This is a genomic window from Glutamicibacter sp. MCAF14 (assembly GCF_052114325.1).
In the GTDB taxonomy this organism is placed as follows: Bacteria; Actinomycetota; Actinomycetes; order Actinomycetales; family Micrococcaceae; genus Glutamicibacter; species Glutamicibacter arilaitensis.
On record NZ_JBFREO010000008.1, the window covers coordinates 22,936 to 38,231 of the forward strand.

General features: G+C 58.0%; 16 protein-coding genes. 10 read left to right on the forward strand and 6 right to left on the reverse strand.

The window, feature by feature from the left end; genetic code table 11:
- The first annotated feature begins 50 nt into the window (after nucleotides 1–50).
- Nucleotides 51–269 (forward strand): thioredoxin, encoded by a 219-nt coding sequence (locus tag AB4Y71_RS15295; RefSeq protein ID WP_102597238.1) that lies wholly within the window; start codon nucleotides 51–53, stop codon nucleotides 267–269.
- Between the two features lie 64 nt (nucleotides 270–333).
- The gene (locus AB4Y71_RS15300; protein WP_441721642.1) at nucleotides 334–978 is read left to right on the forward strand and encodes a YqaJ viral recombinase family protein; all 645 of its coding nucleotides are present in this window, start codon (nucleotides 334–336) and stop codon (nucleotides 976–978) included.
- Nucleotides 979–1,046: 68 nt separating this feature from the next.
- Here AB4Y71_RS15300 and AB4Y71_RS15305 read toward each other — a convergent pair whose 3' ends face one another.
- Together AB4Y71_RS15305 and AB4Y71_RS15310 are read right to left on the reverse strand one after the other, a co-directional pair.
- The gene (locus tag AB4Y71_RS15305; RefSeq protein ID WP_441721645.1) at nucleotides 1,047–2,141 is read right to left on the reverse strand and encodes a mechanosensitive ion channel family protein; all 1,095 of its coding nucleotides are present in this window, start codon (nucleotides 2,139–2,141) and stop codon (nucleotides 1,047–1,049) included.
- Between the two features lie 12 nt (nucleotides 2,142–2,153).
- On the reverse strand, nucleotides 2,154–2,402 hold the full coding sequence (locus AB4Y71_RS15310; protein WP_441721648.1) for a hypothetical protein: 249 nt from the start codon (nucleotides 2,400–2,402) through the stop codon (nucleotides 2,154–2,156).
- On the opposite strand from AB4Y71_RS15310, the gene AB4Y71_RS15315 reads away from it, so the two are divergent.
- The 3 genes from AB4Y71_RS15315 (at nucleotide 2,389) to AB4Y71_RS15325 (ending at nucleotide 5,505) form a co-directional block, all read left to right on the forward strand.
- Nucleotides 2,389–2,898 carry an AMIN-like domain-containing (lipo)protein gene (locus AB4Y71_RS15315; RefSeq protein ID WP_441721651.1) on the forward strand — a complete coding sequence of 170 codons (510 nt, stop codon included), beginning with the start codon at nucleotides 2,389–2,391 and terminating at the stop codon, nucleotides 2,896–2,898. The genes AB4Y71_RS15310 and AB4Y71_RS15315 overlap by 14 nt on opposite strands.
- Nucleotides 2,899–2,993: 95 nt before the next feature.
- Nucleotides 2,994–3,992: a PhzF family phenazine biosynthesis protein gene (locus AB4Y71_RS15320; RefSeq protein WP_441721655.1), complete on the forward strand. Its 999-nt coding sequence runs from the start codon at nucleotides 2,994–2,996 to the stop codon at nucleotides 3,990–3,992.
- Nucleotides 3,993–4,053: 61 nt separating this feature from the next.
- Nucleotides 4,054–5,505, forward strand: coding sequence for a DHA2 family efflux MFS transporter permease subunit (locus AB4Y71_RS15325; protein WP_441721658.1), 1,452 nt, complete (start codon nucleotides 4,054–4,056; stop codon nucleotides 5,503–5,505).
- 79 nt (nucleotides 5,506–5,584) lie between these two features.
- Here AB4Y71_RS15325 and AB4Y71_RS15330 read toward each other — a convergent pair whose 3' ends face one another.
- Nucleotides 5,585–5,776 (reverse strand): hypothetical protein, encoded by a 192-nt coding sequence (locus tag AB4Y71_RS15330; RefSeq protein ID WP_441721660.1) that lies wholly within the window; start codon nucleotides 5,774–5,776, stop codon nucleotides 5,585–5,587.
- A gap of 104 nt (nucleotides 5,777–5,880) precedes the next feature.
- Nucleotides 5,881–6,312 (reverse strand): hypothetical protein, encoded by a 432-nt coding sequence (locus AB4Y71_RS15335; protein WP_441721662.1) that lies wholly within the window; start codon nucleotides 6,310–6,312, stop codon nucleotides 5,881–5,883.
- A 161-nt stretch (nucleotides 6,313–6,473) separates the two neighbouring features.
- Between AB4Y71_RS15335 and AB4Y71_RS15340 the strand changes: the two genes are divergently transcribed.
- Both AB4Y71_RS15340 and AB4Y71_RS15345 read left to right on the forward strand, forming a co-directional pair.
- A complete protein-coding gene (locus AB4Y71_RS15340; RefSeq protein WP_013349977.1) occupies nucleotides 6,474–7,163 on the forward strand; it encodes a TetR/AcrR family transcriptional regulator in 690 nt (229 codons plus the stop codon).
- A 102-nt stretch (nucleotides 7,164–7,265) separates the two neighbouring features.
- Nucleotides 7,266–8,498 (forward strand): acyl-CoA dehydrogenase family protein, encoded by a 1,233-nt coding sequence (locus AB4Y71_RS15345; RefSeq protein ID WP_134779556.1) that lies wholly within the window; start codon nucleotides 7,266–7,268, stop codon nucleotides 8,496–8,498.
- 65 nt (nucleotides 8,499–8,563) lie between these two features.
- Here the strand turns inward: AB4Y71_RS15345 and hrpB are convergent, their stop codons facing one another.
- Both hrpB and AB4Y71_RS15355 read right to left on the reverse strand, forming a co-directional pair.
- A complete protein-coding gene (hrpB, locus tag AB4Y71_RS15350) occupies nucleotides 8,564–11,140 on the reverse strand; it encodes an ATP-dependent helicase HrpB (RefSeq protein WP_441721665.1) in 2,577 nt (858 codons plus the stop codon).
- Entirely contained in the window at nucleotides 11,119–11,904 is a 786-nt protein-coding gene (locus tag AB4Y71_RS15355) for an alpha/beta fold hydrolase (protein ID WP_441721668.1), read from the reverse strand. The genes hrpB and AB4Y71_RS15355 overlap by 22 nt, the downstream gene beginning before the upstream one ends.
- Before the next feature lie 152 nt (nucleotides 11,905–12,056).
- Between AB4Y71_RS15355 and AB4Y71_RS15360 the strand changes: the two genes are divergently transcribed.
- The 3 genes from AB4Y71_RS15360 (at nucleotide 12,057) to AB4Y71_RS15370 (ending at nucleotide 15,235) form a co-directional block, all read left to right on the forward strand.
- Nucleotides 12,057–12,218, forward strand: a complete 162-nt coding sequence (locus AB4Y71_RS15360; protein ID WP_441721671.1) for a hypothetical protein — start codon at nucleotides 12,057–12,059, stop codon at nucleotides 12,216–12,218.
- 300 nt (nucleotides 12,219–12,518) lie between these two features.
- A complete protein-coding gene (gene mgrA, locus AB4Y71_RS15365) occupies nucleotides 12,519–13,580 on the forward strand; it encodes an L-glyceraldehyde 3-phosphate reductase (RefSeq protein WP_441721674.1) in 1,062 nt (353 codons plus the stop codon).
- 272 nt (nucleotides 13,581–13,852) lie between these two features.
- On the forward strand, nucleotides 13,853–15,235 hold the full coding sequence (locus AB4Y71_RS15370) for an NAD-dependent succinate-semialdehyde dehydrogenase (protein WP_441721680.1): 1,383 nt from the start codon (nucleotides 13,853–13,855) through the stop codon (nucleotides 15,233–15,235).
- Nucleotides 15,236–15,296: the final 61 nt, after the last annotated feature.

The window sequence follows — 15,296 nt, forward strand, 5'->3', positions numbered from 1 at the left end:
TGCAGCCGATGAAGTTGGAACTGTATACGCAACCGTTTTGCGCGCCTTGCATGCGCACCCGGCTTACCGTTGCCCGCGTCCAGGAATTGCTTCCCGAGCTTCAGGTCGAAGAGATCAATGTGGTCGCCCAGGTGAGTCGTGGCGAAGAAATGGGAATCACCAGCACCCCGGTAATCCGGCTATTGCAGGAAGACACGGAGAAATTCCGCTCCAGTCAAACACCGACTGTCAATCAGCTATTGACCGCCATCGCACAAGCCAGCGACTAGTCTCACTTCAGTTCCAAGCCCAGGCTGCACGGTTCTGGCCCTTCCATGGGGAAGAATAGATGAAGTGATTACTGTGCCCGGCGCCCGACATGAATGCTTCGAACGTGTTTTAGCTGACTCTTCAAACCGCATCGAGTGGTTGCGTGCACGTTCCCAGGGCATCACGGCGACGGATGTAGCCAAGTTATCCACCGAGAAGTCCATCAAGAATGCCGCATGGGACAAGCTCTACGGCAATGGCTTTTCCGGTAATCCCTACACCGATCACGGGCGCAAGCGCGAACCTGTTATCGCTGCGTGGGTCCAGGAGAATTTCAATATTTTCCCCTCCTCCCAGCTCTTCCACTCGCAGCATTCGAAATTGCATCTAGCAACTCCCGATGGCTTGGGTTTTGACGCATCGGGCATTCCAGTCTTGGCGGAAATCAAGACCACCAATAAGCCATTCAAGAAGATCCCGAAGAACTATTTGCGCCAGGTGCTCTGGCAGCAGCATGTGATTGGTGCCGAACGCACATTATTCGTGTGGGAAGAGCACGAAAACTTTGTGCCGGTACGCGCGGTACCCGAATACCTGTGGGTGGAACGCGACGACGAGCTGATCCAAGATCTCATCGATAAAGCTGAATCACTGATTTCGGCCCTGCGTGAAGCAACCGCCCGCCAGCAGCGCTACAACTACTATGGCCCGGCGGCCTTGCGGCTCTAGGCTCGCAGAAAACAAAAGCCACTGATCTCCAGTTCAATAAACTGAAGCCAGTGGCTTTCGCTTTGCCCCTAGACCGGGTTGCCCGGAATCATCCGCGGATCAGGCAGGCACTCTGGGTAGTTCTCCACCAGCTCGGCCAGCAGCTTCTCGCGGAGCATATTGCGCAGGTTCCACAAGTCTCCGGCATCGCGTGCTGATAAATAAATGGTCACTGTTTGCAGGCCGTTTTGCGCGTCGGTCACAAGTAGCTCATTGGAACGGCCATCCCACCAGTCGGAGGATTCAAGCAGTTCGCTGCTGCGCTGGCGCAGGTAGGCAATTGGAGCATTGAGCTTGAGCTGCAGTGCGACGTTGCCGGTGATCTCGGTGCTGCGGCGCGACCAGTTCTCGAATGGGGTCGTGGTGAAGTAGGTCGATGGCAGGATCATCCGGCGTCCGTCGATCAGCAGAACCACAACGTAGGACAAGGTGATCTCTTCAACCGTGCCGCGCTCGCCTTCGACCACCACGGTGTCATCCACCCGGATGGAGTCGGTAAAGGCGACCTGCAGACCAGCAAAAACGTTGGCCAAGGTGGACTGCACTGCCAAGCCGACGACTACCGATGCCAGGCCGGCCGAGGCCAGCAGACCGGCTCCTAGTGCCCTGACTTGTTCGATTGTCAGCAGCACGGCGGCGACCGCGATGATGCACAGCACCGCAATCAGCACCCTTCGCATCAGACCGACCTGGGTCTGCACCTTGGCCAGTCGCCGTCCTGGCCCGAATTTCGCTTCGAAGCGGGCCATCATGCCGGCCTCGATGACGCGAACCAGTTTGATGATGAACCAGGTCAGAAAAATGACCAGGACGATCAGGATGGCAAATTGCCATGGGTTGTACCAAGACTTTTCACCATAGAAGATCGCGAGAGCGGACTTGGCAACGATGAATGTCACCAGGCCGAAGAATGGGAATCGGGTGGCCTTCACATCGGCTTCGTCTACGCCGATTCGGCGCAGCACGCGCCGGGCCACGCCGCTGAAGACGAATGCCAAGATTGCGGCTACGACAGCACCGACGAGCAGAACAACCCAAAATTGCAACGATTCGGGGAGGAAGCTTGAAACTGTAATGACTTCCTCGACGGTTTCGTCGATGGGAGCAACGGGGGAAGGTGTCATGAATAAAGCATGTCACATGGCGCTTAATAAATGCTGTGCGCAACCTTGTTCTAGCCTTCTGGAGCGGGCATTGCGCAACCAGATTGCAGATGCGTCTCGGAGCGATTCCAATTCCTTTTTGCCATTGCCTCGCAGGTTTCCAAGGCCTTTAGTTGATTCACCGGCAGTACCCGCTGCCGCTCGGCGCAAACCAAGAAAGCCGGTGATCCAGATGCGCCAGAAAAAAATTGGAATTCTCCTGGGCACGATGGCAGCTGCCATGCTCGTGGTCGCCTCAGCAGCTGGTGCCGCGCCGGCTCCTGCAGCCCAAGCTACTGTCGCCTGCCCTACGGTGTACTGGGGTTCGCTGGCTAAAGCCAGTTCCTTGTCCACCCAGTCCGCAGTGGAAAATCTTCGGACCGGACGCCATGATTGCTTTGACCGGCTGGTCATTGACCTCTCCGGACCTGCAGCCAGCTATTCGGTGAAATACGTCAATAAGCTAACGGGAATCGGATCAGGCTTGCCGGTCGCTACAACCGGTGGTGCCAACCTGGAAATCCTGGTTCATGCTTCAGCAGACCAGGGATTCAACCCCGGCACCCAAGTGAAGAACTTGGGCTACACAACCATGCGCCAGTTGATGTGGCTGGGCAGCTTTGAAGGCCAAACCAAAGTCGGGCTATCGACCAGGGCACGGCTTCCTATGAGGGTCTTCACCTTGGCCGGACCTGAGGGCGGATCACGCCTAGTCATCGATGTTGCGCATCATTGGTAAAGAAGGTTCACGACGATGATGGGTTAGTAACTTTTTGCGTGACGTACCACGTAACACCGGGTCAACCTGCTGGTTAATGTGCCACCATGCTAAGTATGTCGCGCACATTCTCATATCAGCAGGTTGACGTTTTTGCTCCCACTGCTTTCAACGGCAATGGTCTAGGTGTCGTGTTCAATGCTGACAGCCTGAGTGATGAGCAGATGCAGCACTTTGCGCAGTGGATGAATCTTGCTGAGACAGTATTCTTCGTCGAACCTACCGATGAAGAAGCGGACTATGCCATTCGCATTTTCACCCCGAGCACTGAATTGCCTTTCGCTGGCCACCCCACCCTCGGTGCGGCCCACGCTTGGCTGGAGTCAGGTGGCGAAGCAGGCCCGTCCGGCCATTTGATTCAAGAATGCGGTTCCGGGTTGATTCCGGTGCGTGTAGAACGCGAAAGCAGCGAAAACCATTCGCGCCGCTTGGCTTTCCTGGCTCCCCCACTGACCCGCTCGGGCCCGTTGGAGCCAGATGTCTTGCAGTGGGCCGTCGCGGGACTGGGCATTGAAGAGTCCGACGTGGTGGACCACCATTGGCTGGTCAACGGTCCGCACCCTGCAGGCCTGGTGCTGCGAGACGCGGATGTGGTCTTGGGCATTGAACCGGACTTTGCAGCACTGCAGGGGCTGGAAGTTGGAGTGATCGGTCCGTATACCGCTTCCAGCGTTTCGCAAGGCGTGTGGCAGCCACGCCAATCGGTGTTGCCGCGGCTCTCCGGTACCCGTGAAGAACTTCGCCCCTTGGACTTCTCGGACTTCGAACGCTCCGAAGAGCGCTTCCGCAATGTCGTACTCCAGCCGCCTGCAGACTATGAAGTCCGCGCGTTCATTCCCGGCGAGGCGGTTCCCGAAGATCCTGCCACGGGTTCGCTGAATGCCGCATTCGGCACCTGGCTGACGCAGTCCGGCTATGCACCGCAGCGCTACACCGTGCGACAGGGCACTCGTTTGGGACGCGAAGCGATCTTGCATATCGAAGCCACCGAACGCGGTGTCTGGGTCAGCGGCGATGTCGCCACCCGCATCAGCGGTGATGTGAGTTTCGACTAATTTCCTTTCCATAGTTTCGCTATCCGTTTCGCATTTGGCCAATAGGGACTAGCCTTGACCAGTGCCTGAAACTGCGAATACCGAAATACCTTTTGACAAGAAGTCTGCTTGGCGTGCCCTGTGGGCATTGGTCATCGGCTTCTTCATGATCCTTCTTGACACCACGATTGTGTCCACCGCGATGCCTGCCATCATGAGTTCGCTGGATGCCGACATCTCAAGCATCTTGTGGGTCAACAGCGCCTACCTGCTGACTTTTGCGGTGCCGCTGTTGATCACCGGTCGCCTTGGCGACCGCTTCGGTCCGCGCAATATCTACCTCATCGGCATGGTCATCTTCTCGCTGGCCTCGCTGTGGTGCGGCTTATCCGATTCCTTGGGCTCCCTGGTAGCAGCCCGCGCGGTTCAGGGCCTTGGCGCGTCGATGATTTCGCCTCAGGCCATGACGCTCATTACCCGGCTCTTCCCCTATGAGCATCGTGGCGCAGCCATGGGCCTGTGGGGTGCGGTCGCTGGCATCGCCTCGCTGATCGGTCCCATTGCCGGCGGCTTGCTGGTGGACTCCGTCGGCTGGGAGTGGATCTTCTTCATCAATCTGCCCATTGCGGTGTTCAGCTTGATCATGGTCTTCAAATTCGTTCCACGCCTCGAATCGCATGCGCATTCTTTCGACTGGTTTGGAGTCTTCCTTTCCGCATTGGCAATGTTCTGCCTGGTCTTCGGCATCCAGGAAGGCGATGCAACTAATTGGGAACCATTTATTGGCCCGCTTGGTTCGTGGCATTTGATCATCATTGGCATAGCACTGTTCGGGGTGTTCATCTGGTGGCAGAACAAGACCACCGCTGAACCGCTGGTTCCGTTGCGCCTGTTCAAGGTCCGCAACTTCTCCTTGTCCAATGTCGCGATCTCGTTCATGGGATTGACCATTTCCACCATTGCGCTGCCTATGGTGTTCTTCTTGCAGAACGTTCGCGGGCTGACTCCAACCCAGTCTGCCTTGATGATCTCGCCGATGGCAGTGGTGGCGATTTTCATCGCCCCGCAGCTGGGCAAGAAGGTCAACCAGCTCAGCCCCCGCATCCTGGCAATACCCGGGTTCTTCCTCTTTGGCGGAGCCACCGTGGTTTATGCATTCATGATGCACGCCGAGATCCCGTTGTGGACATTATTGATTCCTTCAGCGGTTCAGGGCATCGGTTCGGCGATGATCTGGCCTTCGCTGTCGCTGGCAGCCACCAAGGATCTGACGGCACGTGATGCCGGGGCTGGTTCCGGAATTTACAACACCACCCGACAGATCGGTTCGGTGCTTGGTTCGGCGCTGATCGCGGTGATGATGGAGGCGCGTGTTTCCGCATTGATCTCCCAAGCGGACTCCAAGGATCCGGCGGTGATCATGGAAGCGACTTCCGCTGGCTTGGGCCAGGCCTTGATGCTGCCCGGCTTCATCGCAGTAGCGGCTGTACTGGTGGTTGCATTCTTGTCTGATGGCAAGAAAGCACAGCGTTAGGCGCTACCGGCAACGCACAAAAAATAAGCGCCTGATCCTGGTTTGGAAACCATTGGATCAGGCGCTTATTTTGCGGCTTCTAGGCCTCGTCTTCAGCTTCTTCCGACTCTTCGCCGTCCTCGCCGTGCTTGAATTCGTCGATTTTCTCGCCGATCTTTTCTTGGGCATCGGAGGCGAAGCTCTTGATGTTTTCGGTAGCGTCTCCAGCGAAATCCTTCGCGTTCTCGACTGCTTCGCCCAGCTTCTTCTTTGCATCATCTAAGAAACCCATTGGTTCTCCTCTTAGCTTGTTGTCCAAATGTGGCCGCTGAAAATCACAGTCTTCAAGATCAACTTACGGCCTGCTGAGTGTTTTGCTCAAGAGCTTTGTGCTGCTTATTTTGCTTTCTTGATCTTCTTGGCGCCCTTGCGTCCGAAGATCAATGCCACAGCGATGCCGGCCAGCCAGACATCCTTGGCCAGTGCGGTGCCATCAGCGGTAGGGCGGATGCCATCGGATTCGGTCATCCCCGGGGTGCGCAGGTAGGAAGCCAGCAAGGCTCCGGAGAATGCACCCAGGCCCAGACCAGCCAACCGCGTTGGAATCAGTGGCAGGAGCAATGCGCTTCCGAGGGAGATTTCACCGATAGACAGTGCCTTGCCGAAAACTGCTGGCTCTACTTCAGCCAATTGCGGCACGCCGTTGGCTGCCACCTGCTGCAGGCCGGCAGCACTGGCCTCATCAATGCGCAGCTTGTTGATACCGCTGTTGAGAATGAATGCGCCACTGACCAAACGTAGCGCGGCGTTTGCGATCGAGATTCCCATGGGCCCTCACTTCTCTTTCAATTGAACTAAAGATGACGTCTTTATTCAGAACGTCTTGTTGTTCAGCGTAGTCATGGCGACACTAGTACACAATCATTTACGCGGCGCGCTCAGCAGAACACAAGGAACCCGCCCCTTGAATCGTGCTAAATTCGTGAATCATGATCGCTTCTTCCGCAGTGCCCCCAGCAGCCCTCGACCTACTCATCACCCAGGGCTTCGACGCCACCAGTGTTGACGAGTTAGCTGCGGCCGCGGGAATTTCGCGTTCCACTTTCTTCCGCCGCTTCGGCTCCAAAGAAAATATGGTCTTTGCGGACCAGGAAATGATCATCACCCACGTTCAGACCACGCTGGCCGCGTCGTCGGTTGATGCGATCACTACCCTGATCGATGCCGCCCACGTGGTTTTCGACCAATACACGGTCAATCCCGAAGGCGCCGCGCTGCGCCATAAGCTGCTTTCCTCGGTGCCTTCGCTGCGTGAGCGCGAACTGGTTTCCACGCACCGTTACGAACGGGCTTTCTACGGATTTTTGAACCGACGCGAATTGGCCAAGACTGCCACAGAGAAGTCGCTGTGCTTGGGAGTGAGCGCTGGCCTGGTTGCAATCCACAACGACCACTTGCGCAGCTGGCTCAAGGATGCGACCAGCACAGACCGCACCAAATTGGCCAATGACGTCCGCCAGTTCCTGAACCGCTTCGCAGATCTGCTGGACCCGGAACAGAAAACTGCCGCTCAGAAGCCGGCCGCTCCGACCGTGGTGGTTTCAGTCTTGGATGCCGGTGCCGATGAGCAGTCCATCCTCCAAGCGGTCTCCCGCGCGCTGAGCGAACACGGTAAATAATCGAAGACACTACGCAATTGAAACCAAGTTCCTTGACATGGCACTGCGTTCCATTAGGCTAGGGGTGAAGCTTTTTCACCACAGCTACCAGGAGCATCTGTCATGACCCAGCCGGAGACCGGTTTCGAATTCCCAGCCGGCGTTGTTGAACCCGAATATGATCTGTGGTCCGGCGACGTCAATATCGATCCGACAGGAGTCTTCGCCGAAGTAGGCGAAGCCGATAACGCTTGGCGCGCCAAAGCCCGCAAGTTCATCCTCGACGAGGTCAAGGAAAATATCCACGAGTACTGGGACAAGGCTGACTACCCGCTGCACCTGATCAAGAAGCTGGGCGACGCAGACCTTCTGCGCGATGGCCTGAACCTTGAGGGCTACGAGCAGATGAGCCCGCTGGCCGCCGGCCTGGTCAATATGGAAATGGCCCGCGGCGACGGCTCGGTGTCCACCATTGTCGGTGTCCAGGGCGGCTTGGCGGTGCGCTCCGTGCTGTACTGCGGCAGCGATGAGCAGATTCAGAAGTACGCACTGCCCATGCTGCGTGGCGAACTTCCCGGAGCCTTCGCACTGACCGAGCCAACCCACGGCTCTGACTCCGTTTCTTTGGAGACCCGAGCTACCAAGGTCCAGGGCGGCTACCGCTTGAGCGGTGAAAAGAAGTGGATCGGCAACGGCTCCATCGGTGGCGTGTCCATCGTGTGGGCCCGCGATGAGCAGGGCAAGGTCCGCGGTTTCATCGTCCATCAGGATGCCGAGGGCTACAGCGCAACCACCATTGAAAATAAGCTTTCGCTGCGTGCCATCTGGCAGGCGCATATCCGCATGGAAAACGTCTTTGTCCCGGATGAAGATGTCATGCCTAATGCACAGAGCTTCAAGGACACCTCCCGCGTGCTGTTCGCTACCCGTCTGGGCGTCGCCTGGTCGGCAGTAGGCCACGCAACTGCCTGCTACGAGTCGGCAGTGAACTACGCCAAGCAGCGCGTGCAGTTTGGCCGACCTCTTGCCCAAAGCCAGATTGTCCAGGAACGCCTGGCCCGCATGCAGTCGGAGCTGGCCACCATGCAGGTGCTGGTCATGCAGGCTACCAAGCGCGAAGGCGCAGGCGAGCTGACCGGCCCGCAGGCTTCGCTGGCCAAGTACACCGCCACCCGCACCGCGCGCGTCATTGCCTCCAACGCACGTGACCTGCTCGGCGGCAACGGCATTCTGACAAGCAACCGCGTGGCACGCCACTTCGCCGATGTGGAAGCAATCCATACCTATGAAGGCACCGAAACCGTGCAGGCGCTGATCATGGGCCGCGACATCACCGGCTTCTCGGCCTTCGCCTAAGCACGCACAACTAAGTACGCCGGGAGGGCGGGTGTTTTTCACCCGCTCTCCCGGCGTACTGCTGTCTACTGCCTGTTCAAGCGATTCTTCGTTTTGGCGGTAGCCACGTGGTCCCATGGGTTCTCTGGCCATGGATGCTTCGGGTAGCGCCCGCGCATTTCAGCGCGAACCTGCGCATAGGGGCCATTGAAGAAACTGACCAAGTCGTCGGTGACCGCCAGCGGATGCCCTCCCGGTGAGAGCAGATGAAACTGCACCGCAAGCTTGCCATTGACCAGGCGCGGGGAAGTATCCATTCCAAAGCATTCTTGTAATTTCACCGATACGACAGCTGGCCCTGACTGGCCGATCTCCGGATACGCCACGGAAATTCTGGACCCGGAGGGCACCTGGAGCCTTTCTGGCACCAGTGCATCAAAATCATGGACATGCTCCCAAGGCAGCAACGTGCGCAACGCCGAATACAAATCGACCTTGGCCACGTTCTTGCCCGAAGCCACCTGACGCAGCACCGGCTGCAGCCAGTTCCCTGCAGATGCGATCAGGCTCTGGTCATCTACCGGGATGAAGGGTTCGCCCAGCAAGCGATGAGCCGTATCCATACGCCGGCGCAAGGCCTCGAACTTATCGTGGGTGCCGAAGAAGCCAAGACCTTGGATGGCAATGGCATTAGCAACTGCTTCCTTGCCCAACTCTTCGGTGGCCTTGATGGGATGGGCTGCCAGCTCGATTGCACCAAAGCTTTCAACCTGCCGGGCACTGATCTTCCCGTCAACCAGTTCTGCCGTCTCCCGTTTCTGGTGAAGCTGCGGCAACAGTTCCAAGACAGTTTCAAAGTCAATGCCAATAGCCCGACGAATCATGGATTTGGAACCAGTGCGGGATACTTCGGCGACCGCAATAAATTCTTCATGCACCAATTGGCTGCCGCGGGGCAGTGCAGCACGGGTGCCCGAAGCCAACAGGTATTCTTCTTGGCCGACCTTGCGCGCAATCCATTGCGGATACGCCAGAGCGCACACCCCGGCCAGCCCCTGGGCAGCTGAGGCAGGCTGGCGGCCTGCACTGTTTCCGGCGACGCCCAGAAGCTTCTCCAAACGCAGCGTCTCATGCTTCCAGGCTCGGTTCGCCGGATGCGAGCTCCGGCGCACGGCGCTGAGCAATTCGTTTAGATCCGCGCTGGCAATGCGCTCCGAACTGGAAAGCAAAGCCACCGCCTCGGCTGCCGCCCGGGTGCCGAAAATCTGGTTCCCTTCCAAGAGGGCGCGTGCGGTACGCGGATCAGTTGGAATCTTCATCATCTGCTCACCCAATGAGGTGATCTGCCCGGAGTCGTCAACCGCGTCCAGTGCGCGCAAGACCTGCTCATCATGAGCCATGGTGGCAGCCGGCGGGGCTTCCCACATGCTTAGGCCTTCACCGCGCGGTGTCCCCCACGCGGCCAGCGACAGCCCGGCAGCAGCCAGGTCGCCGGTACGGATTTCCGGTGTGGAATGCGCTGGGGCGGCGGCAAAGGATTTGGGATCCAAGGTCCGCACCACCTTGCCCGGCCCCAGGCGTCCTGCACGTCCGGCCCTTTGGGTGGCCGCCGAACGGCTGGCAACCACCGTCACCAGCCCGGAGAAACCTCGCGAGCTATCCCGGCGAGGTTCACGGGCGTAGCCTGCATCAACGACCAGGTGCACCCGTGGCACGGTGACCGACGATTCGGCGATGGAGGTGGCGACAATAATCCGTGCGGCGCTGCCTGCTGCGGGTTCGCTGAGGATCTGGTCCTGTTCTTTGGAGGAAATCTGCGAATGCAGGGCCAAGGCCTGTCCTCCGGTGGCCGCCACCTGTGAGCAGACGCGTTCTACTTCCCGCACGCCCGGAACAAAGACCAAGGTATCGACCGGGGTGCTGCTTGCCGCATTGGCTGTGGCCGAATGCTTTACTGCCACGGTTGCTACATGGCGCAGGTACTCGTCCTTCAACCCGTGTTCGGTATTGCGCGTTCCGGGGAAGCTGTCGAAAGCTTCTTGCACTTCATGCTGTGCTGTTTGGGTGCTGAGCACCGCAGCTGGCTTCTCGCGTGCCAGCAGCTGTGACAGCTCTTGGGCATGCAAGGTGGCACTCATGACGATCAGCGACAAGTCATCGCGTAGTTCGCTGACCTGGTTGACCATCGCCAGCAGCAAGTCGGTATCGATGGAACGCTCATGGACTTCATCAATGATTACCGCGCTGACACCGTCAAGATCCGGATCGGCCAGCAGCTTGCGCAGCATCAGGCCCGCGGTCACGAATTCGATCTGGGTCTGTGCCGATGCCCTGCGTTCGCCACGAACCGCGAATCCGACGCGCTCGCCCAAGGCCGAGCCATCAAGCTGGGCCAGGCGGCGGGCTGCGGCACGGGCTGCGACACGGCGTGGCTGGGTCACCATGATTTTTCCGGTCAACCCGGCCTGTTCCAGTGCGTTGGCTACCGTAGGAGGAACGATCGTGGTTTTACCGGATCCCGGTGGCGCTTGGATAACCAGCGGCTGCGCAGGATGCGCTGCCACGGAGGCGTAGAGTTCTTCGCGGCTTGGTCCGAAGGCCAGTCCCGAAGAAATCTTCTCCAAGTCAAAGCGAACCGGGTTCATCGCTGGCGTCCGGTCCAAAAAGACTGGATTGCGTTCACTACCGGTTCGATGGGGAACAGCGTGCTGCCGTGCGTTCGCCCTGGCAGGGCCACCATGCGTGCATTGGGCAAGGTGCGGACCATGATCTTGTTCTGGTCGAAGCGCGGCTGGTCCCTGGTTCCGATCAGGAGCAAGGTGGGGATCCTGATTTCTGCAAGGTCAGCCGGGTCGATATTCTGCAAGGTCTCGGCTGCTTCGTAGTAAGCCGCCAGGGCCAGCGGATCATTGGATTTGAAGGCCAGGCGCGTGGACGGATCAAGGCGTCCGTTCTTTTCCTGCCCGGTGACAAAACCCTCGATATCGCCGTTTCGAAGCACCTCGAGATAGCCAGGGAAGAACAGCTTTCCAATTTCGCCGTCAGTGATTTCGTAGGTGCCGCCGAGCATGATCAAGGAGATCACTTGCTCGGGGTGATGCATGGCCATATGAAGTCCGGTGCGTGCGCCGAAGGAATAGCCGACGATATGGATGCGTTCAATGCCCAAGTGATCCAGCACCGCTTGGATATCCCCGACCACCTTATCCATGGTGTAGTCAGCCACGTCGTGGGATTTGGCGGACTTGCCATGCCCGCGCAGGTCCATCCGGATGGTCCGGTGCCCCTCGCCCAGTGCTTTGGTGTATCCCAGGCCGCGCCAAATAGATCGTGACAGTGCGGAACCGTGCAGGAATAGAATCGGTTCGCCCCCGCCCTGGTCATCATCAAAGAAGATTTCGGATCCATCGGCGGGGTTATTGATCATTGGCATACCTACGATTAAATCCTGTCCGTGCGATGAAGTCGAAATCAGAGTATTGCTTTGCCCTCGACAACCATGGTGAATGGGTGAACACTGAAGGAACAGGGACAAGTCATCTTTGCCGAAGGTGGCGAACGGATGTTGGGAGGAAGAGCATGTCTGAACAAACAGGTGCCGGGCTGGCCGGTGGTGCGGAAGAGGAAAAGCAACGGCTTGCCGCAGAAGAGAAGAAGCGGCACGACGAGCATGATGAAGCGCTAGTCGAAGAATGGGAAGACGAATCCTTCCCCGCTTCCGACCCGCCCTCGAATTATTAGAAACAGCATCTTCCTAAGAGAGAACACACGTGGTATTCAGCTACCTTCAAGATTCAGCTTCTAGTGTGGTTAATACCTTCTCAAGGTGCGAGTGATCTAGATGAACCGATCCGCACAGGCGTTACCTCCTTGGCCTGGCGGGTCGGTTCCTCATTTAACGCTTCTTTCTGCAGCCCGGTTACGCATTGAGCGGATTCATCGCATGGCTCTGTAAAACACTAAGTAATCTGACATATTCTGGTAACGAAGATCTCATATCCTCCACCGTCGCCAGCATATGCGCTGGCAGAAAGGTGCCTCGTGGAATACGAACGCCTCCCTTCCGTCTCGGAACTGCACCGCCCATACACTGCTGCCGCGGACCGTTATGAGCACTACGGCTACCGCCGCGTTGGCGATTCGGGTCTGCGCCTTCCCCCACTTTCCTTGGGACTTTGGTGGAACTTCGGTGACAACCGTCCATTCGACACCCAGCGCGAGATCCTGCGCCACGCTTTCGACAAGGGCATCAACCACTTCGATTTGGCCAACAACTATGGCCCACCAGCAGGTTCCGCCGAAGAGAACTTTGGCCGCATGATGGCCAAGGATTTCAAGCCCTACCGCAACGAGCTGGTCATCTCTTCCAAGGCCGGCTACGACATGTGGCCTGGTCCTCACGGAACCTTCGGTTCGCGCAAGTACCTGCTTGCCTCATGCGAAGCATCTCTGCAGAAGATGAACCTGGATTACGTGGACATCTTCTATTCGCACCGTTTTGACCCAAAGACGCCCCTGGAAGAAACCATCGGTGCTCTGGATACACTGGTTCGCCAGGGCAAGGCCACCTACGTAGGTATTTCCTCCTACTCCGCTGAGCGCACGGCAGAAGCTGTGGCAATTGCCAAGGACTTGGGAACTCCGCTGGTTATCCACCAGCCGTCGTACAACATCCTGAATCCATGGGTTGAGCACGGACTCTTGCAGACCCTGCAGGAAGAACGCATGGGCGCCATCGCCTTCACCCCATTGGCCCAAGGCCTGCTGACCGACAAGTACTTGGAGACCACGGATGTCGTTCGCCAGGGCGGACGCCGTTCGCTCGAAGCCCAGCTCACCGAGGAGAACCTGACCAAGGTTCGCCGCCTGAACGAAGTTGCGCAGAAGCGCGGCCAGTCGCTGGCCCAGATGGCCCTGGCCTGGCTGCTGCGTGATGGCGCGGCGACCTCGGTGCTGATTGGCGCATCGTCGACCAAGCAGCTTGATGAGAACTTGGGCGCACTGGAGAACGTTGATTTCACCGAAGCTGAATTGGCTGAAATCGCCAAGATTGCCCAGGGCGATGCCGGCATCGACTGGTGGCGCGCTTCCGCTATCGGCTAGCAATCCACTAATCACACCCGAATTTGGTGTGCATTGAAGTCACGGTTTGCCAAGGATATCTTGGCAAACCGTGACTTTTTCTTTCCCTTCGGTCAGCATTCAGATTTTCAGCCCAATGCCTGCTGTTCTGTGGTGGCTCAAAGTGCTTTCTCCAGATAGGCTCAAAGTAGACGAAATATGAAGTGAATTACATTCATTTATTGCGTGAAGTTCGATAGCGTAAGCGCATAGGGCTTACGCCAACCACTTTGGTACCTACGACAGGAGCATTGATGAGCGCCCCAACCTACAAGGTCTTGAACCCGGCTACCGGTGAAGTTGTTGAAGAATTCAACGCGGCAACCGATGACCAAGTTCAACAGGCACTGACCGCAGCGCAGAGCGCCTACGAGTCATGGCAGGACGTTGATATCACCGAGCGTGCCAAGATTGTTTCCAAGGTCGGCGCACTCTTCGCTGAACGTGCAGCGGAACTGGGCAAGATCATGACCACGGAAATGGGCAAGCCATTGTCTGAAGCCGTGGGCGAGGCAGAATTCTGCCAGGAAATCTTTGAATACTTCGCTACCGAAGGCCCGACCTTGGCCGCAGACCAGGAAATCAAGTCCTTCTCCGGCGGCAAGGCCATCGTGCAGAAGCGTCCAGTTGGCCCGCTGCTGGGCATCATGCCGTGGAACTTCCCGCTGTACCAGGTAGCCCGTTTCGCAGCGCCTAACCTGATGCTGGGCAACACCATCATCTTGAAGCATGCAGAATCCTGCCCGCGTTCGGCACTGGCCATCCAAGAAATCATGGATGAAGCCGGCGTCCCGGCAGGTGTCTACAACAACCTGTTCGCTACCCACGACCAGATCTCCACCATCATCGCCGACTCCCGCATCCAGGGCGTCTCGCTGACCGGTTCGGAGCGCGCTGGCGCAATCATCGGCGAGCAGGCCGGACGCAACCTGAAGAAGGCAGTACTGGAGCTGGGCGGTTCGGATCCTTTCGTTGTGCTGGACTCCGATGATGTCTCGGGCATTGTGGATACTGCCTGGGGCTACCGCATCGATAACACCGGCCAGGCATGCAACTCGAATAAGCGCATGATTGTCATGGACGACATCTACGACGAGTTCGTCTCCGAACTGACCAAGCGCGCCGAAGGCCTGCAGCCGGGCGACCCGATGGCAGAAGCCGAGGGCACCTTTGCTCCACTGTCCTCGCGCCAGGCTGCAGAAGCGCTGCACGAGCAGGTTCAGGATGCGGTCTCCAAGGGCGCTACCCTGCACGCCGGCGGCGTGCTGCATGATGGCCCTTCGGCCTACTACTCCCCTGCTGTGCTCACCGGGATCACCAAGGACATGCGCGCCTACTACGAAGAGCTCTTCGGTCCGGTAGCCGTCGTCTACAAGGTATCCAGCGACGAAGAAGCAACCGAGCTGGCCAATGACACCATCTACGGCCTTGGCGGATCGGTGCACTCCACCGACGTTGAGCGCGCCTCCAAGGTAGCCCAGAAGCTGCAGTCTGGCATGACCAACGTCAACGCAGCCAGCGCCGAAGGAGCAGAGATGCCATTCGGTGGCGTCAAGCGCTCAGGTTTCGGCCGTGAGCTCGGACCTCTGGGCATGGACGAATTCGTGAACAAGCGCCTGTTCTACGTAGGCGAGTAATCTGCTTAGATCCGCAACAGCGGCGGAAAGTACCAGCTACATAAATTTAGGGGCGAACTAA

Coding starts and splice junctions, on each gene's coding strand:
- AB4Y71_RS15330 (WP_441721660.1), bottom strand. CDS start 5,776: ATGGGTTTCTTAGATGATGCAAAGAAGAAGCTGGGCGAAGCAGTCGAG.
- AB4Y71_RS15360 (WP_441721671.1), top strand. CDS start 12,057: ATGTCTGAACAAACAGGTGCCGGGCTGGCCGGTGGTGCGGAAGAGGAA.
- AB4Y71_RS15335 (WP_441721662.1), bottom strand. CDS start 6,312: ATGGGAATCTCGATCGCAAACGCCGCGCTACGTTTGGTCAGTGGCGCA.
- AB4Y71_RS15310 (WP_441721648.1), bottom strand. CDS start 2,402: ATGGCAGCTGCCATCGTGCCCAGGAGAATTCCAATTTTTTTCTGGCGC.
- AB4Y71_RS15305 (WP_441721645.1), bottom strand. CDS start 2,141: ATGACACCTTCCCCCGTTGCTCCCATCGACGAAACCGTCGAGGAAGTC.
- AB4Y71_RS15315 (WP_441721651.1), top strand. CDS start 2,389: ATGGCAGCTGCCATGCTCGTGGTCGCCTCAGCAGCTGGTGCCGCGCCG.
- AB4Y71_RS15345 (WP_134779556.1), top strand. CDS start 7,266: ATGACCCAGCCGGAGACCGGTTTCGAATTCCCAGCCGGCGTTGTTGAA.
- AB4Y71_RS15340 (WP_013349977.1), top strand. CDS start 6,474: ATGATCGCTTCTTCCGCAGTGCCCCCAGCAGCCCTCGACCTACTCATC.
- AB4Y71_RS15370 (WP_441721680.1), top strand. CDS start 13,853: ATGAGCGCCCCAACCTACAAGGTCTTGAACCCGGCTACCGGTGAAGTT.
- AB4Y71_RS15295 (WP_102597238.1), top strand. CDS start 51: ATGCGCACCCGGCTTACCGTTGCCCGCGTCCAGGAATTGCTTCCCGAG.
- AB4Y71_RS15320 (WP_441721655.1), top strand. CDS start 2,994: ATGTCGCGCACATTCTCATATCAGCAGGTTGACGTTTTTGCTCCCACT.
- AB4Y71_RS15355 (WP_441721668.1), bottom strand. CDS start 11,904: ATGATCAATAACCCCGCCGATGGATCCGAAATCTTCTTTGATGATGAC.